General features: G+C 67.2%; 15 protein-coding genes. 7 read left to right on the top strand and 8 right to left on the bottom strand.

All coding sequences use genetic code 11. From position 1 onward, the window contains the following. Positions 1-372: 372 nt before the first annotated feature. Positions 373-2,202, bottom strand: coding sequence for an O-linked N-acetylglucosamine transferase, SPINDLY family protein (locus NX862_RS18000; protein WP_264495324.1), 1,830 nt, complete (start codon positions 2,200-2,202; stop codon positions 373-375). 354 nt (positions 2,203-2,556) lie between these two features. Between NX862_RS18000 and NX862_RS18005 the strand changes: the two genes are divergently transcribed. Next, positions 2,557-13,530: a beta strand repeat-containing protein gene (locus tag NX862_RS18005; protein ID WP_264495325.1), complete on the top strand. Its 10,974-nt coding sequence runs from the start codon at positions 2,557-2,559 to the stop codon at positions 13,528-13,530. Positions 13,531-13,598: 68 nt separating this feature from the next. Here NX862_RS18005 and NX862_RS18010 read toward each other — a convergent pair whose 3' ends face one another. Continuing rightward, positions 13,599-14,729, bottom strand: coding sequence for an MFS transporter (locus NX862_RS18010; protein WP_264495326.1), 1,131 nt, complete (start codon positions 14,727-14,729; stop codon positions 13,599-13,601). A 127-nt stretch (positions 14,730-14,856) separates the two neighbouring features. On the opposite strand from NX862_RS18010, the gene NX862_RS18015 reads away from it, so the two are divergent. From NX862_RS18015 to NX862_RS18035, 5 genes are read left to right on the top strand one after another with little or no spacing between them, the layout of a single operon-like run. After that, entirely contained in the window at positions 14,857-16,107 is a 1,251-nt protein-coding gene (locus NX862_RS18015; RefSeq protein WP_264495327.1) for a sarcosine oxidase subunit beta family protein, read from the top strand. 46 nt (positions 16,108-16,153) lie between these two features. Next, positions 16,154-16,432, top strand: a complete 279-nt coding sequence (locus NX862_RS18020; protein WP_264495328.1) for a sarcosine oxidase subunit delta — start codon at positions 16,154-16,156, stop codon at positions 16,430-16,432. Then, complete coding sequence (locus tag NX862_RS18025; RefSeq protein WP_264495329.1) at positions 16,429-19,356, top strand: sarcosine oxidase subunit alpha family protein; 2,928 nt, start codon at positions 16,429-16,431, stop codon at positions 19,354-19,356. The genes NX862_RS18020 and NX862_RS18025 overlap by 4 nt, the downstream gene beginning before the upstream one ends. Positions 19,357-19,360: 4 nt before the next feature. Beyond that, the gene (locus tag NX862_RS18030) at positions 19,361-19,909 is read left to right on the top strand and encodes a sarcosine oxidase subunit gamma (RefSeq protein ID WP_264495330.1); all 549 of its coding nucleotides are present in this window, start codon (positions 19,361-19,363) and stop codon (positions 19,907-19,909) included. Between the two features lie 51 nt (positions 19,910-19,960). Further along, positions 19,961-20,611 (top strand): cupin domain-containing protein, encoded by a 651-nt coding sequence (locus NX862_RS18035; RefSeq protein WP_264495331.1) that lies wholly within the window; start codon positions 19,961-19,963, stop codon positions 20,609-20,611. Positions 20,612-20,690: 79 nt separating this feature from the next. Here NX862_RS18035 and NX862_RS18040 read toward each other — a convergent pair whose 3' ends face one another. Genes NX862_RS18040 through NX862_RS18065 form a run of 6 tightly spaced genes read right to left on the bottom strand, consistent with a single transcriptional unit; the run spans position 20,691 to position 23,894 of the window. After that, the gene (locus NX862_RS18040) at positions 20,691-20,966 is read right to left on the bottom strand and encodes a hypothetical protein (RefSeq protein ID WP_264495332.1); all 276 of its coding nucleotides are present in this window, start codon (positions 20,964-20,966) and stop codon (positions 20,691-20,693) included. Then, a complete protein-coding gene (locus NX862_RS18045) occupies positions 20,963-21,598 on the bottom strand; it encodes a hypothetical protein (protein ID WP_264495333.1) in 636 nt (211 codons plus the stop codon). The genes NX862_RS18040 and NX862_RS18045 overlap by 4 nt, the downstream gene beginning before the upstream one ends. 35 nt (positions 21,599-21,633) lie before the next feature. Continuing rightward, positions 21,634-23,073 carry an APC family permease gene (locus NX862_RS18050; protein ID WP_264495334.1) on the bottom strand — a complete coding sequence of 480 codons (1,440 nt, stop codon included), beginning with the start codon at positions 23,071-23,073 and terminating at the stop codon, positions 21,634-21,636. Next, positions 23,066-23,233, bottom strand: a complete 168-nt coding sequence (locus NX862_RS18055; RefSeq protein ID WP_264495335.1) for a hypothetical protein — start codon at positions 23,231-23,233, stop codon at positions 23,066-23,068. The genes NX862_RS18050 and NX862_RS18055 overlap by 8 nt, the downstream gene beginning before the upstream one ends. Continuing rightward, entirely contained in the window at positions 23,230-23,610 is a 381-nt protein-coding gene (locus tag NX862_RS18060; protein ID WP_264495336.1) for a hypothetical protein, read from the bottom strand. The genes NX862_RS18055 and NX862_RS18060 overlap by 4 nt, the downstream gene beginning before the upstream one ends. Then, positions 23,607-23,894, bottom strand: coding sequence for a hypothetical protein (locus NX862_RS18065; RefSeq protein WP_264495337.1), 288 nt, complete (start codon positions 23,892-23,894; stop codon positions 23,607-23,609). The genes NX862_RS18060 and NX862_RS18065 overlap by 4 nt, the downstream gene beginning before the upstream one ends. 235 nt (positions 23,895-24,129) lie before the next feature. Between NX862_RS18065 and NX862_RS18070 the strand changes: the two genes are divergently transcribed. Next, positions 24,130-25,026, top strand: coding sequence for a class II glutamine amidotransferase (locus NX862_RS18070; RefSeq protein ID WP_264495338.1), 897 nt, complete (start codon positions 24,130-24,132; stop codon positions 25,024-25,026).

Consider the following 25,026-nt stretch of genomic DNA (forward strand, 5'->3'; position numbering starts at 1 on the left):
AAGCTCCCAAGCTCCCAAGCTCCCAAGCTCCCAAGCTCCCAAGCTCCCAAGCTCCCAAGCTCCCAAGCTCCCAAGCTCCCAAGCTACCGGGTCGCGTGCCGCTGGAAGGCTTTGCGTCTTTCCCCTTTCGGTCGAGCTCCCTGGTTCAACCCTTTCCGACCCAATCCAGGATTGTGGCCGTCATCTGCACGTCGAGCCCTGCATCCCGAACCCGTATCGCTTTGGGTTGACTGAAGCCATCCTTGGCCCGGTCACGCACCACGGGCAAGCCTGGACGCCCCCGCCATGACAAAACGCCCCAGCGCGGGCTGGGGCGTTTTGACGGGGACTCCCCTTCCGCAAGGGGCAGACGTCGTCTTGTGGGCCTGTTCCTCAGGCGCGCTTGGTGACGGAGGAGATTGCAGCCTCGAAACGCGCGGTGAAATCGGACGCGCGGCCCAGGCTCCGTTCCCAGGCGCCGCCGCCCAGATGCGCTTTCACGCGGGCATGAAGGTCCGGGTCCGTGGCAAAGCCAATCGCCCGCGCCTCGTAATCGGCCTGCGTCTTGGCAATCCCTTCGGGCATCCCCACCGCGGTCAAGAGGCTTGAGGCCATGCGCGCGGCAAAAGCGCGGCCCTGCAGCGTCACCAAAGGCAGGCCCATGCGCAAGGCATCCGAAGCGATGGTGCCAGCATTATAGGGATGGGTATCAAGGAACAGATCGGCCAGGGCCAGACGCGCGCGGTAGCGGTCGGGATCGACCCGGCCCGCCCAGATCAGCCGGTCGGCCGCGAGACCCGCCGCCGCCCAGCGCGCCGTCAGCGCCGCTTTGCTTTCGGGATTGTCATCGACCAGCCACAGGACCGACCCCGGGCTTGCCGCCACGATGCGGCACCAGCTGTCCCACATCGTCTCGGTCAGCTTGTAGTGGTGCGACATGCAGGTGAAGACGAAGGCATCCTCGGGCAGACCCTCGGCCGCGCGGCTGACGGGGGGCAGGTCGGGTTTGCGGCCGTCATTGGCCTGATAGCAGCCGGCGATGCGCAGGGGTTTGGGCTGATAGGCGGCCTCAAGCTCGGGCGGGATCGTCACGTCGTCGCACAGGATATAGTCCAGCTCGGGCAGGGGAACCGGGCCGATATAGCCCAGATAGGTCGCCATGACCGGCGCCGGTTTCCAGCGCAGGATGCCCAGGCGCGCGCCCTTGGTCAGGCCGTTCAGGTCGATCAGCACGTCGATTTCATCGGCCACCATGGCGCGGGCCGCAGCCTCGTCCGACAGGCCATGGATCGGCACATGGTGATCCAGCGCCCCCAGCACCCGGGCGCGGATGTCCGACCCATCCTCGGGCGAGGCGTCATAGCCATAGACCTCGAACTTGGTGCGGTCATGCAGTTCCAGCAGTTCGGCGATCAGAAAGCTCATGGCGTGGCGGCAAAAATCGGTTGAGAGATAGCCGATACGGATGCGGTCGTGGCGATAGCCGAAGGCGGGCGCCAGGCGTTCGGGCGCGGGCGGGGTCTTGCGCGCGATCCAGTCGGCCGCGCCATCGGCCTGCAGCTTGGGATCATCCCACAGCGCCAACGAGGCGAGCGGGCCGCAGTGAAAGGCCGCCTCCATCTCGGTCACGCCGGGCACATCCAGCGCGGTCACGGGCCAGGCCGTCATCCTTTGGCGCAGGTGGACCAGGTGCTGTTGCACATCGGGTTGATGCGGCGCCAACAGCAGCGAGGCGCGCAGTTCGTCGGCGGCGGGGCCAAGACGGCCCTGCACCTCCATCACGCGGCCCAGTTGGTTGTGCAGCACCTGACGCATCGCGGGCGGCGGCAGCGCGGCGCGCCAGGCGCCCAGCGCGGCCTCGACCTGGCCCGAAGCCTCCAGCGCGGTGCCCAGATTGATGGCGGCCTCGACCATGTCGGGTTTCAGGCGCAGCGCGGTGCGGTAAGCCTCGGAGGCGCCCAGCGCTTCGCCGCGTTTCATCCGCAAGACGCCCAGGTTGAACCAGGCCGCGCAAGAAGAGGCCTCGACCCCATGGGCGGCCAGCCAGAATTCGTAAAGGATCAGCCCGTCGCTGTCACTGGCCCCCTCGGCCAGGCGCACGAGGCCCAGAAGATCAAGCCCCGCCACCGCCCGCCCCAAATAGGCCAGCTCGCCCGAGGGGACCTGCGTCAGGCCACCGGGCCGCGCCATGGCACGCAACAGGCTGGCTTCGTCGCCGGGCATGGGAAAGGGCAAAAGAAAGGGCATCGACATCGGCTCACCTCCGGGTTGTTCCGCCAATTCAGCGTAAATTGGTGAACAAGAAGTGAACGGAACCCGGATTAAGTGCGCGCAGTCGCGATTTTTCGACTTTTTCGCAGCTTTGGCGCCGTGACCTGCGGCCCTGACCCGCAGCAATCGCCTAAAATCTTAGGTTTTTAACTCTGATAAACCCGGCCGAATGTCCGGGGTTCAAGCTTTCGTTCACCCTTTGATAAGCCCGGACTGCCAGCCTGACGGAGAATATCGCGCCCAGAACGGGCAGCGGAGGGGCGGGATATCCTTGCCCGCCACCCCTTATGTCAGACGGAGCCCCCCATGACGACGATTTCTTCGCTTACCACTGCCCAGATCGCAGCCCTGTCCACCGCCGCCATCGCCGGGTTGACCACCGCCGATATCCGGTCGCTGACCACGGCGCAGATCCCGGTGCTGTCGACGGCGCAGCTTGCGGTTCTGACAACGACGCATATGGCGGCGCTGTTGAACACGCAGGTCGGCGCCCTGACGACAGGGCAGGTGAGCGCGCTATCGTCGACGCAGATCCAGGCGCTGACGGCACCGGCCTTCGGGGGGTTGAATTCGGCCGGGGTCGTGGCACTGACCACGGCGCAGGCGGCAGCGCTGGGCTCGGCGCAGATCGCGGCCCTGTCCTCTGCGGCCATCGCGCAGATCGAGACGGCGGATCTGGCCGCCCTGTCCACCACGGCGATCAAGGGGCTGACCTCGGTGCAGGTGGGGGCGCTGGGCACGGGGCAACTGGCCGCCCTGACCACGGCGCAGGTGGCGAACCTGGCGGTTGGCAATATCGGGGTTCTGTCCAGCGGTGACATCGGCGCCCTGACCACGGCGCAGATCGCGGCCCTGACCACGGTGCAGGTGGCCGCCCTGAAATCCACCCAGATGCCCGGCCTGACCACGGCCCAGGTCGCCGCCCTGTCGACCACCCAGGTCGCCTCGCTTTCCACCGCCGCGCTCAAGGGGCTGACGACGGCCGACACCGTGGCCCTGTCCACGGCCCAGGCCGCGGTTCTGACGTCGGTTCAGGTCGGCGCGCTGACCAACCTGTCGCTTGCCGCGCTGGAGACCGCGGACCTGGCCGCCATCGGCACCGGGGCGCTGCGCGGCATCACCTCGGCCCAGGTGACGGCCCTGACCACGGCGCAGATCCAGGCCCTGTCCACGGCGCAGCTGGGGGCCCTGTCCTCTGTCGCCGTGTCCAGGCTGACCACGGCCCAGGTGGGCGCCCTGTCCACGGCCCAGGTCGCAGCCCTGTCCACCGCGCAGATCTCTGCCCTGACCTCAAGCCAGACCAGCGCCCTGACCACCGCCCATCTTGTCGCGCTGAGCACGGCGCAGGTGCGCGCGCTCAGCTCGGCCGCCGTTGCAGGCCTGGCTTCGGGCGATGTCGCGGCCCTGACTTCGGCCCAAGCCGCGGCCCTGACCTCGACCCAGGTCGCCGCGATTTCCTCGACAGCGATCGTCGGGCTTGAGACCGCCGATATCGCGGCCCTGACCACGGGCGCGGTCAAGGGGCTTAGCTCGATCCAGGCCGGGGTCCTGGGTTCTGCCCAGATCGGCGCGCTGACCACGGCGCAGATCCTGCAACTGACGCCGGTTGTCGTGGGCCGCTTCGGCACCGCGGCGGTGGCGGGGCTTTCGACCGCCCAGGTCGCGGCCCTGACCACGGCCCAGGTTGCGGCGATCTCGTCGGCCCAAGTCGCGGCATTGGGCACGGCCCAAGTCGCCGTCCTGACCACGGGTCAGGTTGCGGCCCTGTCGACCATCGCCATGGCGGGCCTTGGCTCGGAGGACATTGCCGCCCTGTCCACCACCCAGATCGGCGCGATGAGCTCGCTGCAGATCGGCGCGCTGCCGACGGCGGCGATTGCCAACCTGTCGACGGCGGCGGTGGCCTCCTTGTCCACCACCGCGATCAAGGGGTTGAACACGGCACAGATGGGCGCCCTGACCTCGGCCCAGACCGCGGTCCTGACCACGGCACAGATTGCGGCTCTGGTTCCCGCCCAGGTGGCGCGGATTTCGACCGCCGGCCTGCAAGCCATGAGCACGGATCAGATCCGCGCCATCACCACGGCCCAGATCGCCTCGCTCAGCTCGGGCCAGCTGGCGGCCATGACCACGGCGCAGATCGCCGCCCTGACCAATGGCCAGGTCAATACGCTCAGCACGGCCACGCTTCTCGGGCTGGAGACCGCGGATGCCGTGGCCCTGACCACGGGCCAGATCGCCTCGTTGCGGTCGGTCCAGTTGGGCGCCTTGACGACCTCCGTGATTTCCAAGCTGGAGACCGCCGATATCGCGGCCCTGTCCACCGCGGCGATCCGCGGCTTGACCACGGCGCAGATGACGGCGCTGACCACGGCCCAAATCGCCGCGATCGAGACTCAGGACCTGGCCGTCCTGACCTCGACCCAGGTGGCGCGGCTGACCACGGCACAGATGGCGGCGCTGACCACGGGTCAGGTCGCGGCGCTGACCACGGGGCAGCTGGTGGCGCTGTCCTCGTTGCAGATCGGTGCGCTGGGGTCGGATCAGATCGCGGCCCTGACCACGGCACAGGCCGCGGTCCTGACCTCGGTGCAGCTGGCGGGCCTGTCGACGGCGGACTTTGCGGCGCTGACCTCGGATCAGGTGGCGGCGATGACCTCGGCGCAGGTCGCGGCCCTGACCTCGGCGCAGTTCGGCGCCCTGTCGTCCGAGGCTGTGGGCGTGCTTTCGACCGCGCAGGTTGCGGCCCTGACCACCGGCGCCCTGTCGGGCCTGTCGTCGGATGGGGCAGGCGCCCTGACCACGGCGCAGGTGGCGATCCTGACCTCGACCCAACTGGCCGCCATCGGGACAGAGGCGCTGGGCGCCTTGCCGACGGCCGATATCGCGGTTCTGACCGTGACCGCGCTGGATGGGCTGACCACGGCCCAAGCCGCGGCCCTGGGGTCGGACCAGGTGGCCGGCCTGACCACGGCGCAGCTGGTCAGCCTGACCACGGGGCAATTCGTGGCCCTGGCCACCGATGCGGTGGCGGCGCTGGGCACGGCCAAGGTTGCGGCCCTGTCGACCGCGCAGATCGCGGCCCTGACCACCGATCAATCGGGCGCCCTGACCACGGCGCAGGTCGCGGCAATGACCACGGGCCAGATCGGCGCCCTGACCACGGCGGCGCTGGCCAATCTGGGCACCGACCAGGCCGAGGCTTTGACCACGACCCAGGCCGCGGTTCTGTCCTCGACCCAGGTTCATGCCATGTCCAGCGATGTTCTGGCCGCACTGGAGACGCAGGACCTTGCCGCCATCACCACGGCCGCGCTGCGGGGCCTGGCCACGGATCAGGTGGCGGCCCTTGGCTCTGACCAGGTGGCGGCCCTGACCACGGCGCAGGTGGCCAGCCTGACCACGGCCCAGGTGACGGCGCTGGCCAGCGATGCGGTGGCGGCGCTGACCACGGCGCAGGTTGCGGCCCTGTCGACGGCCCAGGTGGCCAGCCTGACGACCGACCAGGCCGGTGCCCTGACCACGACCCAGATCCCGGCCCTGACCGCTGGTCAGATCGCCGTCCTGACCAGTGCGGCGCTGGCGGCCCTGCCCACGGCCGATATCGCGGCCCTGACCACGGCGCAGGTTGCGGCGCTTGGCACCGGGCAGATCCTGGCCTTGCCCTCGGCCTCGCTGGCGGCGATGACCACGACCCAGGTTGCGGCCTTCTCGACCGCCCAGGTTGCGGCCCTGACGTCGACCGCGATCGGCGGCCTGACCACCGATCAGATGGCGGCCCTGACCACGGCGCAGATTGCCGCGCTGACCACGGCGGCGCTGTCGGGCCTGTCGTCCGAGGCGGGCGTGGCGCTGACCACGACCCAGGCCGCGGCGCTGACCTCGGCCCAGATGGCCGCCCTCTCGACCGAGACCCTGGCCGCGCTGGAGACCGCCGACCTGGCCGCCGTCACGGCTGCGGCCCTGCGCGGGCTGACCACGACCCAGATCGGCGCCCTGACGACGTCCCAGGCCTCGAACCTGACGACGGGGCAGGTGGCAGGCCTGACGACGGCCCAGATCCGCGGCCTTGGAACCGAAAACCTGGAGAAGCTGACCACGACCCAGATTGCCGCGATCACGACGCAGCAGGTGGCGGCCCTGACCTCGGCCCAGGTCGGCGCCCTGACCACGGCGCAATTCGCCAAGCTGACGAATGCCCAGGTGACGGCGCTGAACACGGCCGCGATTGCCGGACTGTCGACCGCGGATGCCGTGGCGCTGACCACGGCGCAGGCCGGGGCGCTGACCTCGGCCCAGGTGGCCAACCTGTCCACCGATGCCGTGGCGGCCCTTGAAACCCAGGACCTCGCCCGCCTGACCACGGCGGCGATCAAGGGCCTGACCACGGCCCAGGTCGCAAACCTGGGGTCGGACCAGGTGGCGGCCCTGACCACGGCGCAGGTCGCGGCCCTGCCGGTCGTCGTCGTCTCCAAGATTGCGACGGCGGCGGTGGCGGCCATGGCCAGCACCCAGGTTGCGGCCTTTACCAATGCGCAGATGGCGCAGCTGTCTTCGGCCCAGGTGGCGGCGCTGACCTCGGATCAGATGGCGGCCCTGTCGGGGGCGCAGGTCGGCGCGCTGACCACGGCAAGCCTTGCGGGCCTGTCCTCGGACAACCTGGTCGCCATGACCACGGCCCAGGCCGCGGCCCTGTCTTCGGCCCAGGTCTCGGCGCTGTCAGCGACAATCCTTCCGCAGATGGAGACGGCGGATCTTGCCGCCATCACCACCAGCGCGATGCGCGGGCTGGGGACGGCTGCGGCCGCGGCCCTGACCACTGATCAGATCGACGCCCTGACCACTGGCCAGGTGGCGGCGCTGTCGACCGCCGTCGTGTCGCATCTGACCACGGATCAGATCCAGGCGCTGGGCACCGACCAGGTCGCGGCCATGACCACGGGCCAGATCGCGGCCCTGGGTTCGACCGCGGTCGAAGCGCTGGAGACCGCGCAGATCGCCAACATGACCACGGCCCAGGTGGCCGCCCTGTCCACGGCGGGCCTTGCGGGCCTGACCTCTGAGGCGCTGGTGGCCATGACCACCGACCAGGCAGGGGCGCTGACCTCGGCGCAGCTTGGGGCCCTGTCGGATGGCATCATCGACGACATGGAGACGGCCGATCTGGCCGCCCTGTCGACCGCGGCACTGCGGGGTCTGACCTCGGACCAGGCGGCGGCGCTGTCCACGACCCAATTGGTCGAGATCACGACGGCCCAGATCGGCGCCATCGGCACGGCGGCGATTGCCGGCCTGACCACCGATCACATCCAGGCCCTGACCTCGGCCCAGGTGGCGAACCTTGCCACGGGCCAAGTCGCGGCCCTGACCTCGGCCCAGGTGGCGGCGCTGGACACGGCGGTGATCGACGACCTGACCGTCACGCAGGTGGCGGCCATCTCGACCGCGGCGCTGGCGGGCCTGTCATCGGATGCGCTGGTGGCCATGTCCTCGGATCAGACCGCGGCCCTGACCTCGGCGCAGATTGGCGCCATCGCGGTCACTGTCCTGTCCAAGATGGAGACCGCCGACCTTGCCGCCGTCACCACCACGGCACTGGCCGGACTGACCACTGATCAGGTGGCGGGCCTGTCGACCGATCAGGTCAAGGCGCTGACTACGGCCCAGGTTGCGGCGCTTGGCACGGCCCAGGTGGCTGCGATCTCGATTGCGGGCTTTGGCGAATTGTCCACCGACCAGGTTGCGGCCCTGACCACGGCCCAGGCGGCAGCGCTGACCGCGGATCAAGTCGGCGCCGTGACCACGGCCCAGGTCGCGGCCCTGTCCACCGACCAGGTGGCGGCCCTTGCGACCTCGGCCCTGTCCGGTCTTGGCACCCTTGCGCTGGAAACCCTCAGCACGGCCCAGGCGGCTGTCCTGTCTTCTGCCCAGCTTGGCGCGATCTCGGCCAATGTGATTGCCGCGATGGAAACGGCGGACCTTGCGGCTGTGACGACCGCGGCGCTGGCGGGCCTGACCTCTGACCAGATCAGCGCGATGGGCTCGGCCCAGGTGGCGGCCCTGACCACGGCGCAGCTGGCGGCGCTGGGCACCGACCTTGTGGCGGCGATTTCGGTGGACGGGATTGCGGCCCTGACCACGACGCAGGTCCAGGCCATGACCACGGGCCAGGCTGCGGCCTTGACCTGGGATCAACTGGCCAGCCTGACCACGGCGCAGGTGGCGGCCCTGTCCACCGACCAGGTGGCGGCGCTGTCCACGGCCTCGTTGCCGGGGCTGACCACAGATGGGATCGTGGCCCTGACCACGGCCCAGGCCGCGGCCCTGACCTCGGCCCAGCTGGGGGTGATCGACGCGACCTATCTTGCCACGATGGAGGCGGCGGATTTCGCCAAGCTTTCCACCGGGGCGCTGGCGGGGCTGACCACCGACCAGGCCGCGGCCCTGACGACGCAGCAACTGGGCGGACTGACCACGGTGCAACTTGGCGTGCTCAGCACCGATCAGTTCGGCGCCCTGTCCACCGATGCGATTTCGGCCCTGTCCACCGATGTGGCGGCGGCGCTGTCGACCGCGCAGGCCGCAAGCCTTGGCTCGGCCCAGATCGCGGTCCTGACGACGGGCCAGGTCGCGGCCCTGACCACGGGGTCGATCGCATCCATCAGCTCTGATGCGCTGGCCGGGCTGACCACGGCCGATGTCGTGGCCCTGACCACGGCCCAGGCGCGGGCCCTGTCCTCGGCCCAGGTCGCGGCGCTGGATGGAGACCAGATCGCAGCCTTTGAATCGGCGGACCTTGCGGCGCTGACCACGGCAGCCATCCGCACCGTCGGCACCGCGGAAATCGCGGCCCTGACCACGGCACAGACCGCAGCCCTGACCACGGCCCAGGTCAATGCCCTGACCACGGCGCAGATCCGCGCCCTGTCCACCGCGGGCCTGGCCGCCATGGCCACCGGGCGGATCACCGCCATGACCACGGCCCAGGTCGCCAGCCTGACGTCGGAGCAGATCGCGGCCATGACCACGGCCCAGGTGTCGAAGTTCACCACGGCGCAGATGGTGGCCCTGGCCACTTCCGCACTGGAGGGGTTGACGACCGCCGGGGCCGCGGCCCTGACCACGACCCAGGCCGGGCTTTTGTCCTCGGCCCAGCTGTCCGCGCTGTCTTCGGGCGCCATCGGGGCGCTGACCACGGCCGATGTCGCGGTCCTGACCACGGCGGGCCTGCGCGGCATCACCACGGCGGGGATCTCGGCTCTGACTTCGGCGCAGGTGGCAGCCTTGACCACGGCGCAGGTTGCGGCCCTGACCACGGTGCAGGTGCCGGTTCTGGCCACGGCGGCGGTGGCAAACCTGTCCACGACCCAGGTTGCGGCCCTGACCACGGCCCAGGTGGCCAACCTGACCACGGCCCAGGTCGCGGCCTTGACCACCACCCAGGTCGACAAACTGTCCACCGCCCAGGCCCGCGCCCTTGGAACAGCCCAGATCGTGGCGCTGAACACGGCCCAGGTCGCGGCCCTGACCACGGCCCAGGTCGCGGCGCTGACCACGACCCAGGTCGGTGCCCTGGCGACCGAGGATGTCGCAGCCCTTGGCACGGCGCAGGTCGCGGCCCTGACCACGGCGCAATTCGCCAGCCTTAGCCTGTTGCAGTTCGGCGCATTGACCGGCCCGCAACTGGCCGCCCTGACCACGACCCAGATTTCCAAGTTGACCACGGCGCAACTGGGGGTCTTGTCGACGGCCTCGATCGCCGGATTGACCACGCCTCAGGTCGCGGTTCTGACCACGGCGCAGATTGCCTCCCTCCCGACCGAGGATATCGCGGCCCTGACCACGGCCCAGGTTGCGGCCCTGACCACGGCGCAACTGCCCGGCCTGACCACGGCCCAAGTCGCCGGGATGAGCTCTGACCAGGTGGCGGCCCTGACCACGGCCCAGGTGCCGGTCCTGTCCACCGGGCAGATCGTCGCCCTGACCTCGGATCAGGTCGGCGCGCTGACCACGGCGCAACTGGGGGTCCTGTCGACCGCGCAGCTGATCAAGATCGACGCTGGCGATGTGGCGGCCCTTGGGTCGGCGCAACTGGGCAGCCTGTCTTCCACGCAGCTTGTGGCCCTGACCACGGGCCAGGTTGCGGCCCTGTCCAGCGATGCGATCCCGGGACTTGGGACGGCACAGATCAACAAGCTGACCACGGCGCAGGTTGCGGCGCTTGGCACGACGCAAGTGACCGCCCTGACCACGGCGCAGATTGGCGCCCTGACCACGGCGCAATTCGCCAAACTGTCGACGGTGGGGGTGGGGGCGCTGTCTGCGACCCAACTGGCCGCCCTGACGACGGGCCATGTCGCGGTCCTGACCTCGGGTCAGATCGCCGCGCTGAACACCGAACAGGTTGCGGGCCTGACCACGGCGCAGATCGGCGCGCTGACCGCCGGGGCGCTGGGGGGGCTGACTTCGGATGGGCTGGTCGCGCTGACCACGGATCAGGCCGCGGCCCTGACCTCGGCCCAGGTGGCGGCGCTGTCCACCACCGTGATCGACGCGATGGAGGTCGGCGATCTTGCCGCCCTGACCACCGCCGCGGTCAAGGGCCTGACCACGGCTCAGGTCGTGGCGCTGGGCTCTGACCAGGTTGCGGCCCTGACCACGGCCCAGGTCGCAGCCCTGACCACGGCCCAGGTCTCCAAGATCGAGACCGTCGACATCGCCGCCCTTTCGGTTGAACAGGTGGCCGCGCTGACCACCTCGCAGGTGCAAAACCTGACTACGGCCCAGGTCGCGGCCATCGGTTCGGATCAGGTTGCGGGGATGAGCACGGCCCAGGTGGCCAAACTCTCGACCGCCCAGGTCCAGGCCCTGACCACGGGCCAGGTGGCGGCGCTTTCCACCGGCCAGGTGGCGGCGCTGACCGCGGCCCAGGTGGCCAAGTTCACGACCGACCATATCGCGGCCCTGTCGGCCAGCCAGATTGGCGCCATGACCACGGCGCAGATGGCGGGCCTGGGTTCGGCGCAGATCTCGGCCCTGTCCAGCGATGCGATCTCGGGCCTGACCAATCCGCAGCTGGCGGCGATCTCGACCGCGGCGCTTGCGGGCTTTGCCCCGGGCGATATCGTGGCGCTGTCAGTCACCCAGGCCGGGGCGCTGACCTCGGCCCAGGTGGGGGCGCTGTCCACGGTCAATGTCGCGGCCTTCGAGGTCGAGGACTTTGCCGCCCTGACGTCGGTGGCGATCAAGGGGCTGACCACGGCGGGGATCGGGGCCTTGTCCACCGATCAGGTCGCGGCCATGACCTCGGCGCAACTGGCGGCCCTGTCCACCGCGCAGGTGAGGGTGCTGAGCACCGACCATATCGCGGCGCTTTCGGCGGGGCAGGTCGGCGGGCTGTCTTCGGCGCAACTGGTGGCCCTGACCACGGGCCAGATTGCGGCGCTGGGGTCTGATCCGGTGGCGGCGCTGTCGACCACGGCGGTTGCGGCCCTGACCTCGGCCCAGGTCGGCGCGCTGACCACCGATCAGGTGGCGGCCCTGACCACGGCCCAGGTGGCCAACCTGACCACGGCGCAGCTGCCGGCCTTCGGCACGGCCGAATTCGCAGCCCTGACCGTCGAACAGGCGGCAGCCCTGACCACGGCGCAGATCGTGACCCTGTCGACCGCCCAGGTCGGCGCCCTTGGCACGGACCGTGTCGCGGCCCTGACCACGGCCCAGGTCTCGAAACTGACCACGGCCCAGATCGCGGGTCTTGGCACCGACCAGGCTGCGGCCCTGACCACGGCCCAGGTGGCGGCCCTGACCACGGCCCAGGTGTCCAAAGTCACCACGGCCCAGCTTGGCGCGATGAGCGTTGATCAGGTCGCGGCCATCACGACGGCCCAGGCCGGGGTCCTGACCTCGGCCCAGATCGGGGCGCTGTCCACCGATCAGGTGGCCTCGCTGGGCTCGGCACAGGTGGGGGCGCTTGCCACCTCGGCCTTCGCGGGTCTTGGCACCGATGACATCGTGGCCCTGACGGCCGACCAGGCCGGGGCGCTGTCCTCGACCCAGGTGGCGGTCCTGACCACGGCGCAGGTCGCCGCGATCGAGGCGGATGATTTGGCCGCCCTGACCACCGGCGCCCTGCGGGGTCTTGGCACGGCGGCCTTCGCGGTCCTGTCTTCGGACCAGGTGGCGGCCCTGACCACGGCCCAGGTGGCCAGCCTGACGACCGCCCAGGTTGGGCGGCTGGACACCGGCGACATCGCCGCCATGAGCGCGGATCAGGTCGCAGCCCTGGGCACGGCCGCGGTGGCGGTGCTGTCTTCGACCCAGGTGGGGGCGCTGACCTCCGACCAGGTTGCGGCCCTGACCACGGCCCAGATCGGCGCCCTGACTACGGCCAGCCTTGCGGGCCTTGGGTCCGAGGATGTGCCGGCCCTGACCACGGCCCAGGCCGCGGTCCTGACCTCGGGCCAGGTGGCGGTTCTTGGCACCACGCTGCTGGCGCAGATGGAGGCCGAGGATTTCGGCTCGCTCTCGACCGATGCGATCCGCGGCCTGACCACGGCCCAGGTGGCGGGGCTGACCACGGATCAGGTCACGGCCATGTCGACGGGGCAGGTTGCCGCCCTGACGACGACCCAGGTGGGCAAGATCTCGACCGCCGATATCGCGGTGCTTGGCACGGCGCAGGTCCAGGCCCTGACCACGACGCAGATCGCGGCCCTGGCTTCGGCCCAGGTTGCGGCCTTGACGACGGAACAGCTGGCGGCCCTGACCACGGCCCAGATCGGCGCACTGACGACGGGGGGCCTGTCGGGCCTGTCGTCCGACGATGTGCCCGGCCTGACCACGGCCCAGGCCGCGGCGCTGACCTCGTCCCAGGTGGCGGCCCTTGGCACCGCGGTCCTGGCCCAGATGGAGGTGGCCGATTTCGCCGCCCTCTCGACCTCGGCCATCAAGGGGCTGACGGCCAACCAGATCCATGCGCTGAGCAGCGATCAGATTGCCGCCATCACCACGGCCCAGGCCTCGAACCTGACCACGGCCCAGATCGGCCAGATGTCGACCGATCAGGTCGCTGCCCTAACCACCGATGCCATCGTGGCCTTCGGCACGGCGCAGATGGCGGGTTGGACCACGGCGCAAATCGCCAGCCTCTCGACCGGTCAGGTCGTGGCGCTGGAGACCGCCGATATCGCGGCCCTGACCAGCACGCAGACCGGCGCCTTCACCGAGACCCAGATCGCGGTGATGTCGAACGACCAGATCTCGGCGCTGTTCATCTGACCAAAGGCGCCCCCCCTGACCGGGGGGCGCTTGATCTCCGTTTGCGGAACCCGGGGTATACCCCGGGTTTACCTTTTCCGCCCCAGCGCCCCCGCCGTCAGCAGGGAAATCACGATGAAGGGCAGGCCAATCGCAAAGGCCGCACGGATGCCCCAGCCATGCGCGACATGACCCAGCATCGGCGGCCCGATCAGGAACATCACAAAGGCGAATTGCGCCACGGCCGCGATATTGACTGAGGCCGGGCGATCCCCCCGCCGGGCCGCCGCCGACACGGCCAGCGGGAAAATCGCGCTTGTTCCCAGCCCCATCAGCGCAAATCCCGCCAGAGCCGCCCAAGCATAGGGCGAAAACACCACAATCAGGCAGCCCACCAACAAGGACACCAGCAGGACCCGGGCCAAAGATGCGGGCGAAAACCGTTCAACCACGCCATCGGCAAAGAAGCGCATCCCGCCTTGCAGGACGGCAAAGGCGCTGACCGCGATGCCTTGCCAAAACTCGGTGGCCTGAAACGCGTCGCGCATATAGATGGCCGACCAATCCATGCTGGCGCCCTCCAGCAGCATGGCGGGGACGGTCACGAGGATGATCAGCAACACCCCCGGCGAGGGCCAGGCGAACATCGGCGCCTCGTGTGTGTCGGTCGAGGGCGAGGGGTCAAATCCCCAAAGCGAGACCATGGCGACCAGGGTCACGATGGGAATGACGATCAGAAGATGGGTCTGCGGGGTGAAAACCTCGGCCATGCGGGCGCCAAAGAGGCCCGCCGCAAAGAAGCCGATCGACCAGAAGGCATGAGAGCGGTTCATGATCCGCCGCCCGATCCGCGCCTCGGTTCGGTCGGCCTCGGCGTTCAACATGATCTCGATGCAGCCGATGGCGATGCCGGTCGGGATCAACAAAAGGAACAGGGTCAAGGGGTTGGGCGCCCGCACGGCCAGGGCGTAAAGACAGGCCAGGATCGGGATGGCCAGGGGCAGGGCGCGGCCAAAGCCGATCCGCTCCATCAGCTTGGCCGAAAAGCCCAAGCTGATCAGCGTGCCGATGGGCGCCCCGATCAACCCCATGCCAAGTTGGGCTGTCGTCACGTCCATGCCCTCCTGGACATCGGCAAGGCGGGGAAAGATATTCCCCATGGCAAAGGAATAGGCGGCGAAGCCGGCATAGACACGGGTTTGGGGCGCGAGGTTCAACATGGGGCAGAGTTCTAGGCGAAGCGGCGCGCATCGCAAGCGGAAAACGCTTTCCTGAATTGCGCCCCCTTGCACGGGCAGAAGGGTCCGCTATTCTGTCAGTGAACAAGTTTTACGGGGAATAAACCTGATGCGCTATTCCGGCTGGCGAATCATCAAGGAGGCCCTGAGTGGCCACAAGGGCTGGCGGCCCGTCTGGCGCGATCCCGCGCCCAAGTCTGATTACGATTACATCATCGTGGGCGGCGGCGGTCACGGTCTGGCCACGGCCTATTACCTGGCCAAACAGTTCCGCCAGGCGCGCATTGCGGTGCTGGAGAAATCCTATCTCGGATCGGGCAATGTGGGGCGCAACACGACGATCATCCGGTCGAACTACCTGCTTCCGGGCAATGAGCCGTTCTATGAATTCTCGCTGAAATTGTGGGAGGGGCTGGAGCAGGATTTCAACTATAATGCGATGGTCAGCCAGCGCGGCATCGTCAACCTGATCCACACCGACGCCGCGCGCGATGCGGCGACGCGGCGCGGCAATGCGATGATCCTGAACGGGGCGGATGCGGTTCTGCTCGACCGCGAGGGGGTGCGCGCCATGTATCCCTGGCTGAACTTCGACGACGCGCGCTTTCCGATCAAGGGCGGGCTGTTGCAAAAGCGCGGTGGCACGGTGCGCCATGATGCCGTGGCCTGGGGCTATGCGCGGGGCGCCGATCTGGCGGGCGTCGATCTGATCCAGAATTGCGAAGTGACGGGGATGCGGATCGAAAACGGCCGCATCCTGGGGGTCGAGACCTCTCGCGGGTATATCGGGGCCAAGAAGGTGGGCGTGGCGGTGGCGGGGTCTTCGTCGCGGGTGATGGCCCATGCCGGAATGCGGCTGCCGATTGAAAGCCATGTCTTGCAAGCCTTTGTGTCCGAAGGTCTAAAGCCGCTGATAGACGGGGTCATCACCTTTGGCGCCGGGCATTTTTATGTCAGCCAGTCCGACAAGGGCGGGCTGGTCTTTGGTGGCGACATCGACGGTTACAACTCTTATGCGCAGCGCGGCAACCTGCCGGTGATCGAGGATGTGGCCGAGGGCGGTATGGCCCTCATGCCCGCGATTGGCCGCGCGCGGCTGTTGCGGGCCTGGGGCGGGATCATGGACATGTCGATGGACGGCAGCCCGATCATCGACAAGACCGGGATCGAGGGGCTCTATTTCAACGGCGGCTGGTGTTATGGCGGCTTCAAGGCGACCCCGGCTTCGGGCTGGTGTTTTGCGCATCTGTTGGCCACGGACACGCCCCATCCGACCGCCACGGCCTACCGCTTTGACCGCTTCCTTCGGGGCGCGATGATCGACGAAAAAGGCCAGGGCGCCCAACCGAATTTGCATTGAGGATGAATGTGTTGCGCCCTGATCCTCAACCACGAGAGCTTTTCACATGCTGATCCCTCATCCCCTTCTTGGCCTGCGCGATGCGCAGGAATTCGTCTATATGGGTGATGCCGCCCTGATCGGGCGTCCCGATGGCGGCGATATCGCGACGCTGCACAACTATCTGTATTTGCGCGACAATCCGGCCGGCGAACACCGCGAGCTTTGGTATCACGAACAGGGCGACCGGTCCTGGCTGGTGGTCACGCGCAACACGGCAACCCATGAGATCCTGGGCGCAGAGCTTGCCCGTGATGTCGCCCGCGCGAAAGGACGTTCGAAATGACCCGGATCGCAGGCGGTCTGATCGACCGCAACACGACGCTGAACTTCACCTTTGACGGCAAAGGTTACACGGCCCATCCCGGCGATACGCTGGCCTCTGCGCTTTTGGCCGCCGATGTGCGGCTGATGGGGCGCAGTTTCAAATATCACCGGCCGCGTGGCGTGATGACCGCAGGGTCAGAGGAGCCCAACGCCCTGATGCAGGTCCGCACTGGCGGGCGCCAAGAGCCCAACACCCGCGCCACCGTGGCCGAAGTCTATGACGGGCTGGAAGCGCAAAGCCAGAACCGCTGGCCCTCGTTGGCGTTCGATGCCTTGGGGATCAACGACCGCTTTCATTCCTTCTTTGCGGCGGGGTTTTACTACAAGACCTTCATGTGGCCGCGCAAGTTCTGGGAGGCGGTCTATGAGCCGATCATCCGCCGCGCCGCAGGCCTTGGGCGTCTGACGCGGGAGGCCGACCCGGACGCCTATGACAAGGGCTTCCTCCATGCCGATCTGTTGGTGATCGGCGCCGGTCCGGCGGGTCTGATGGCGGCCTTGACCGCGGGGCGCGCGGGGCTGCGGGTCATCCTGGCGGATGAAGATTTCCTGGCCGGCGGGCGGTTGAATGCCGAGGCCGGATCGGTGGCCGATCAGGGCTCTGCCGACTGGGCCCGCGCGACCGTCGCGGAACTGGCGGCCCTGCCGACTGTGCGCTTGATGTCGCGGACCACCGTCTTCGGTGTCTTCGACCACGGCATTTACGGCGCGGTGGAACGCGTCAGCGACCATCTGGCGGCCCCGGTGGCGGGCCAGGTGCGCCAGACCCTGTGGCGGATCTATGCGCCCCATGCGGTCATGGCCACCGGCGCGATCGAGCGGCCCATCGCCTTTGACAACAACGACCGACCCGGCGTGATGCTGGCCGGCGCCTTGCGCGCCTATGCAAACCGCTGGGCGGTTGTGCCGGGGCAACGCGTGGCGATTTTCACCAACAATGACAGCGGCTTGGCCTCTGCCCTGGATCTGCAGGCCAAGGGTGTCGATGTGGTCGCTGTCATCGACAGCCGCGAGGGCGGCGAGTTGCTTCCCGGCATCCGTCACCTGCGGGGCGCGCATGTGGTCGATACCTCGGGGCGGCTGGGGCTTACGGGCATCACCATTGATATGAAGGGCCGGCGTGAGACTTTGGCCGTCGATGCTTTGGGGGTTTCGGGCGGCTGGAACCCGAACCTGGGGCTGATGCAGCAGCACCGCGCGCGGCCCGATTGGAACGACCAGATTGCCGCCTTTACCCCCGCCCGTGGTCCCAAGGGTCTGATGGCGGTGGGGGCTGCGGCGGGGGAATTTTCGACCCTTGGCGCCCTGCGTTCGGGGGCCGAGGCCGCGCGGGCCGTGGCCGAGGCCCTGGGGCGTCAGGCGCCCTATGCGCTGCCCAAGGCCGAGGATCAGGCCTATCGGATCGCGCCCTTGTGGGCCGTGCCGGGGGCCTCGCGCGCCTGGGTCGATCAGCAAAACGATGTGACGGTCAAGGATGTGAAGCTGTCGCATCAAGAGGCCTTTACCGATGTCGAACACCTGAAACGCTATACGACGCTGGGGATGGCCACCGATCAGGGCAAGACCGGCAACCTTCTGGGCGCCGCGGTCATGGCCGAACTGACCGGGCAAAGCATCGAGGCCACGGGGCAGACCACCTATCGGCCCCCGTTCACGCCGGTGTCTTTGGGTGTGCTGGGCGGGCGGTCGCAGGGCCGTGATTTCAAGCCCTTCCGCCACACGCCCTCGCATCATTGGGCGGCCGAACAGGGCGCGGTTTTCGTCGAAGTCGGCATGTGGCTGCGCACGCAATGGCTGCCGCGCAAGGGCGAGACGGAATGGCGGCAGTCGGTGGATCGTGAGGTTCTGGCGACGCGCAAATCGGTGGGGATTTGCGACGTGACCACCCTTGGCAAGATCGACATTCAGGGCACCGATGCCGGGGCTTTCCTGGACCGGGTCTATGCCAATACCTTCAGCACGCTTGCCGTGGGCAAATGCCGTTATGGGCTGATGCTGCGTGAGGATGGCATGGTCTTTGACGATGGCACCACCGCCCGCCTTGGCCCGCATGAATATGTGATGACCACGACCACGGCCAATGCGGTCACGGTCTTTCGCCATCTGGAATACTGCCGCCAATGTCTGTGGCCGGATATGGATGTGCAGATCATCTCGACCACCGAGGCCTGGGCGCAATATTCGGTCGCCGGTCCCAATGCGCGCAAGCTTTTGGCGCGTCTGGTGGATCAGGATATCTCGGACGCCGCCTTGCCCTATATGGGCTGTGCCGAGGTCACGATCGGCGGCCTGCGGGCGCGGATTTTCCGGATCAGTTTCTCCGGCGAACTGGCCTATGAAATCGCCGTGCCCGCGCGCTATGGCGACGGCTTGATCCGGGCTTTGGTGGCGGCGGGGGAGGCGTTTGACGCGGTGGTTTACGGGACCGAGGCGCTTGGCGTCATGCGGGTCGAAAAGGGCCATGTGGCGGGCAACGAGCTGAACGGGACCTCGACCGCGCTGAACATGGGGCTGGGCAAGATGGTCAGCCGCAAAAAGGACGCGATTGGGGTCACGCTGTCGGGCCGTGAGGCTTTGCTGGCCGAGGATGGCTTGCGGTTGGTCGGTGTAAAGCCTGTGAACCCCGCGGATGCCATGAAGGCCGGCAGCCATTTCCTGAAACAGGGGGCAGCGGCTGTGGCGGAAAATGACGACGGCTGGCTGACCTCGCTCGTCTGGTCGCCGCATCTGGGCCATTACATCGCGCTGGGGTATCTGCGCGACGGGGCCAAGCGGATGGGCGAAAAGATCCGCGTCGTCAACCTGCTTGCGGGCACCGACATCCTGGCCGAAATCGTCAGCCCTCATTTCATCGACCCGGAAGGGGAGCGTCTGCGTGGATAAGCTGTTGAAACCCCTCACCGCGCTGGGGGCCAGCGCGCCTCTGCGCAAAAGCCTGGGCCCCTGGGAACTGGTCGAGCGTGTCGATGTCGCCCTGGCCTCGGTCGCGCCACGTCGGGGCCGCGAAGGCGAAGTGGCCCGCGCCGACGTGCCCGTGCCCGCGGTTGCGGCTTCGGTCCAGGGCGACCCTTGGTCAAGCTTTTGGCTGACGCCCGACATGTTCATGGTCGAGGCGCCCTTTGCCAGCCATGAGGACATCCGCGCGCATCTGCTGGGCATCTATGGCGATGCGGCCTCTGTCACCGAACAGACCGATGCCTGGGTCCGGTTCGACCTGTTGGGCCCGGGGCTGGAGCGACTGATGGCCAAGCTGTGCAATGTCGACGTCGTGGCGGCGCCCGAGGGTTACGCCACCCGCACGGTGATCGAGCATATGGGCTGCTATCTGATCAAAAGGGCGCCATCGTCCGAAGGCGCCGTGACGCTTTATGGCGCAAGGTCGATGGCGGGGTCGCTGCTTCATGCCATCACGCTTGCGGCGGGGACGGTTGCCTGAAGGCAAGTTTCCCTGTAGTGAACAAGACCTGTTGGACTGCGGGGGATTTCCATGGACGATCTGCCTTTGCCGAAAGGGAAGCCTGCTTTTTCGCAGGACCCCCACCGGGTGCGAGAACTGACCGAACGCAATCTTGAGGCCGCAATTGGCCGCGAGGTGCGATCCTTTCGGCGCCAACAAGGGCTGACGGTCGCCGATCTGGCCGCCGTCACGGGCCTGTCGATCGGGATGCTGTCCAAGATCGAGAACGGCAATACCTCGCCCAGCCTGACCACGTTGCAGGTCCTGGCCCATGCCTTTTCCGTGCCGATCACGGCGTTTTTCAAGGGCTATGAGGAACGCCGCGAGGTGCAGCATGTCCGCGAGGGCGACCATCTGGAGGTTGAACGCCGCGGCACCCGCGCGGGGCATCAGTATAATTTGTTGGGCCACATCGGGTCGAACGACTCTGGTGTCGTGGTCGAACCCTATATCATCACGCTGTCGACCGAGGCCGATGTGTTTCCGACCTTTCAACACGAGGGGCTGGAGCTGCTTTACGTGCTGGAGGGCGAAGTGACCTATCGCCACGGCGATCAGCTGTTCCACCTGCGCCCCGGCGACAGCCTGTTCTTTGACGCCGATGCGCCGCATGGGCCCGAGATCCTGAACCGGCTGCCCGCGCGGTATCTGTCGATCATCGCCTATCCGCAGAACGGCTGACCGAAGCATTTGGGGCCGGTCCCGGGGAGGTTTCACACCTCCCCGGACCCCTCCGTGGGATATTTGTGAAAAGATGAAATCAAGGGCGCGCGGTTTGGGCGGCGCTTTGGGGGGGCTTTAGCGCGGCGCGCAGTTTTGCCACGCGGTAGGCATCCGGGATCGAAAGCGCCCAGATGAACAGGCCGCCGGCAAAGCGGCCGATGGCCGAGGCCTCGGGCGGGGCGGTGATCATCGTCAGGGCGCCGAACAGCAGGATGAAGAAGACGAAGGTCAGCCCGCGCAGGGGTTGGCGGTTCAGCACCTGGCCAGAGCCGGGCAAAAGGATGGCGGCGATCAGGATCAGGTGGGGGGTCATCTGGGGCTTTCGTGCCATTGGGACAGGGTGGTCATCAGCGCCTCGATCCTTGCGGTGTCGGGCGGCAGGTTCGGGAATTGCGCCTCACGAAACAAAAGATAGGCGCTGCGGGGGGCCTCTTCGGCCAGCACGACCAGACGCAGGCCCTGGGGGGAGAGGGTCAGCTCCTTGGCCCGCGGGTCGGCCATCAGGGGGGCGAGGGTGGCCGGGATCAAGGTCGGTTCCGTGCTGCGGGCGGTGCAATCGGGTGGAAAGCCCGGGGGCAGGGCGGCTTCATGGGACAGGTCTGCGAAATGGCTGAAGGGCTCTAGCCCCGAGGCGCGGGCCATGATCCGGGTTTCGGTGCGGCGGTTCTGGGCCTCGGTCAGGGTGATCATCAGCCACAGGCAGGGCAGTTTGCGGATCGCCAGCGCGTCGGGGATCAGCTGCAGGTCGAAGCGCAGCCCATGCCGGGTGAGGCTCGCGCGGGCAAAGCCCGAGGGCATCACCCGGGTCAGGCGCGGGGACAGCGCGTCGAAATAGCCCCGACGCGCCCGGGCTAGGGCCAGCGACGCCTTGCGCGCGGACCGAAGGCTGCGCGCCAGGGACCACAGAAGACCAAGGGCCGCCAATATGAGAAGGGCTTGGGTCATGGTCTGGCCCCCCCGTCGCCAAGGGGGCCTCCTTTTCAATAGCCGCGGGGTTTCGGCCAGGGCATCGTGAACTGTGCCGCCCGCGCCACAAAGCGATAGCGCCAGAAGTGGAACCACAGCGAGGCCACGATGTAAAAGACGATCATCGCCACCAATTGCGTCCCATAGCCCAGGAACACCGCAAAGAACGTCACCGCACAGAGCGCCAAAAGCGCCAACGAGGGGATCGGGTGGAACGGATGCTCATAGCCGCGCTTGATCGTGTGCATCGGCCATTTCCGCCGGAACAGGATCATGTTGATCGGCATGAAGGTATATTCCAACAGACCCGACAGGATCGAGAAGGTCACGACCTGATCCAAGGGCGCCTTCAGCGCAAAGGCCAGCGCGATGGGCACCAGAAAGATGATCGACCGGTAAGGCGTGCGGTATTTCGGATGCACCGCGCCGAACCAGCCCGGCAGATACTTGTCCCGCCCCATGGCGAACCAGGCCCGCGAGGCGTCGTTGATGCAGCCGTTGGCGCTGGCCAGCGTCGCAAACAGCGTCCCCACCCCCAACAGAACCACCAGCGGCTGCATCCCCGTCAGCCGCGCCGCATCGAACAAAGGCGCGACAGAGCCGTTGACCCCGTCGCCCAGGAACTCCCAGGGGATCAGGCCCACGCAGATATACCAGGTCAGGGTGGCGGCAATCAGCAGCGTCATGATGCCAGCCAGCGTGCCAAAGGGCAGAGCGCGGGCCGGAGAGCGGACCTCTTCGGCGGCCTGGGTCGTGCCCTCGATCCCCAAATAGAACCACAGGCCGAAATGCATCGCGGCCAGCACGCCGATCCAGCCATAGGGCAGGGCGGCAGGCCCCTCCATCAGGGCGGCGTGTTGCATCATCGAGGGCGCCAACAGCCCGGTCGTCGACACGAACAGCACCAGGATCGCCACGAAAGCCACCGCGGTGATGACCAGGTTGAAGGTCAAGGTCGCCAGAACCCCGCGGTAGTTCAGCCAGGCCAGAAAGACGATGACCAGCACGATGAAAGGCCGCTGATCCAGCGTGCCGTCATAGCCCGTCAGCCGCGCCACCTCTGATATCAGATAACCCGCGGTGATCGCATTGGCGGCCTCCAGCATCGTATAGGCAAAGACCAGATACAGGCCGACGTTGAAGGCCATCAGGGGGCCGACGATATGCTTGGCCTGGGTGTATTGGCCCCCGGCGGCGGCGACGGTCGATGTGACCTCAGAGTCGATCATGGCGACACAGGAATACAAGATCCCCGCCAGCCAGCACGCGATCAGCGCGGCATAGGCGCCGCCCTTGCCCACGGCAAAGTTCCAGCCCATGTATTCGCCGACCAGCACGATGCCGACGCCCAAGGCCCAGACATGGGCCGGGCCCAGCACCCGCAAGAGACCCACTTGCGTGCCATGCGGCCCCATCCCGTCGCGGGTGGTCGATGTGATGTCGAACTCAGCCATGATGTTCCTCCACCATCGCTTCCAACTCGCCTTCGCGCGACGAGGTCAGGACCTCTTCGTCATAGGTCGCATCGGTCTTGATCCAGTCGATGACGATATAACCGCCAAGGAGCGCCGAAAGCCCCCAGGCGGCGTATTCCATCCAGTTCCAGAAGCTCATGGCCGGTCTCCAAATTTTTCAGAGATGACATCGCGGTATTCCTGTTCGGAAAACCGCAACATCAAGGCGTAATAGGCGACGATCACCACGATCATCACGGCCAGCGCGCCCCAGGAAAAGCTGTAGTCATAGCGCGCGTTGATGATGTTCGACACGGCGGCGGGGTCGGTGAAGCCAAGCGCGTTATACTGCGCCACCTGCGCCGCGTTCTGCCCCATCCCCTCCCAGGTCGTTGGCGCGCCCTCGGGGACGGATTTCGACCCGCCCGCAAGGCCAAGGAACAGCGGGATATACAGCGCGCCGAAGGTCATGGCCAACAGGACGATGACGTCGAAAAGCTGGCTGAGTTTCGATTGTTTGGGCGGGCGATAGGTCATTTCCGCGCCCCCCGCGCCTGGTCCAGGAACGTGATGTCCAGCCCATAGATGAAGTCGCGGTCCTCGCGGTAATGGCGCAGCATGGCCATGATGGCGGCGGTGTTGAACAGCAAGATGACCGCCCCCGCGCCCAAAAGGATCAGTCGGGCCGTGCCTGCGGGGGCAAGGTCCCAGGTGGCCAAGGCCACAAAGATGATGGCAAACCACAGCCCCAGCACAAAGGCCCAGGCGACGCGAATGTCGCCCCTGTGCATGGCCGCGATCCTTTGATCTCGTTCAGACATGTTCCCTCCCTGAAGGCCCGTTCTGCCGGGGGGTGGCCCTGTTCCCTTTTCTGTCCGGCAAATTTGTTTTCCCAAAGGAAAAGCCAGCTGCGACATTCTGTCAAGAATTTACGCACTTCGCCTGTAAAAAGGGCGTTTGTGGGGGCGCGCATTAGCTGGGGGCAAAAAACTTTCCTGACAGTTGAAATGCGAAAACCCGGGTGCTAGGGTGACGAAAAGGAAAGGAGACTCAGCCATGTGTGGAATTGTCGGGCTGTTCCTAAAGGACAAAGCTTTGGAGCCCCAGTTGGGGGCGATGCTGACGGATATGCTGATCACCATGACGGACCGTGGCCCCGACAGCGCGGGGATTGCGATCTATTCGGGGGCGGGCAAGGGGCTGGCGAAGATCACGGTGCAATCCTCGGAGCCTGCAAAGGCTTTCAAGGATCTGGACGGCGATCTGGCGGCGGCTTTGGGCCAGCCGGTCACGATCCTGATCAAGGACAGCCATGCGGTGATCGAATTGCCGCTGGCGCAGATGGAGGCCGCACGCTCCGCCCTTTCGCATCTGCGCCCCGGGATCAAGGTCATGTCGGCCGGCGAGGCGATCGAGATTTTCAAGGAAGTGGGCCTGCCCAAGGATGTCGCGGCGCGGTTTCAGGTCGCCAAGATGGGCGGCACGCATGGCATCGGGCATACCCGCATGGCCACCGAATCCGCCGTCACCACCATGGGGGCGCATCCGTTTTCCACGGGCTCGGATCAGTGTCTGGTCCACAACGGGTCCTTGTCGAACCACAACGGCGTGCGGCGGGAATTGAAGCGTCAGGGCATGACCTTTGAAACCGAAAACGACACCGAGGTCGGCGCGGCCTTTATCTCGCACAAGCTGAAGACCGGCGAGACCCTGGGCAACGCCTTGGAGGCGACGCTGACCGATCTGGACGGGTTCTTTACCTTTGTCGTCGGCACCAAGAACGGGTTCGGCGTGGTGCGCGACCCCATCGCCTGCAAGCCCGCCGTCATGGCGGAAACCGATCAATATGTGGCTTTTGGCAGCGAATACCGCGCCTTGGTGAACCTGCCGGGGATCGAAACCGCCCGCGTCTGGGAGCCCGAACCCGCCACCGTCTATTTCTGGGAGCGCTGA

Source organism: Stagnihabitans lacustris (assembly GCF_025950525.1).
Classification (GTDB): Bacteria; Pseudomonadota; Alphaproteobacteria; order Rhodobacterales; family Rhodobacteraceae; genus Stagnihabitans.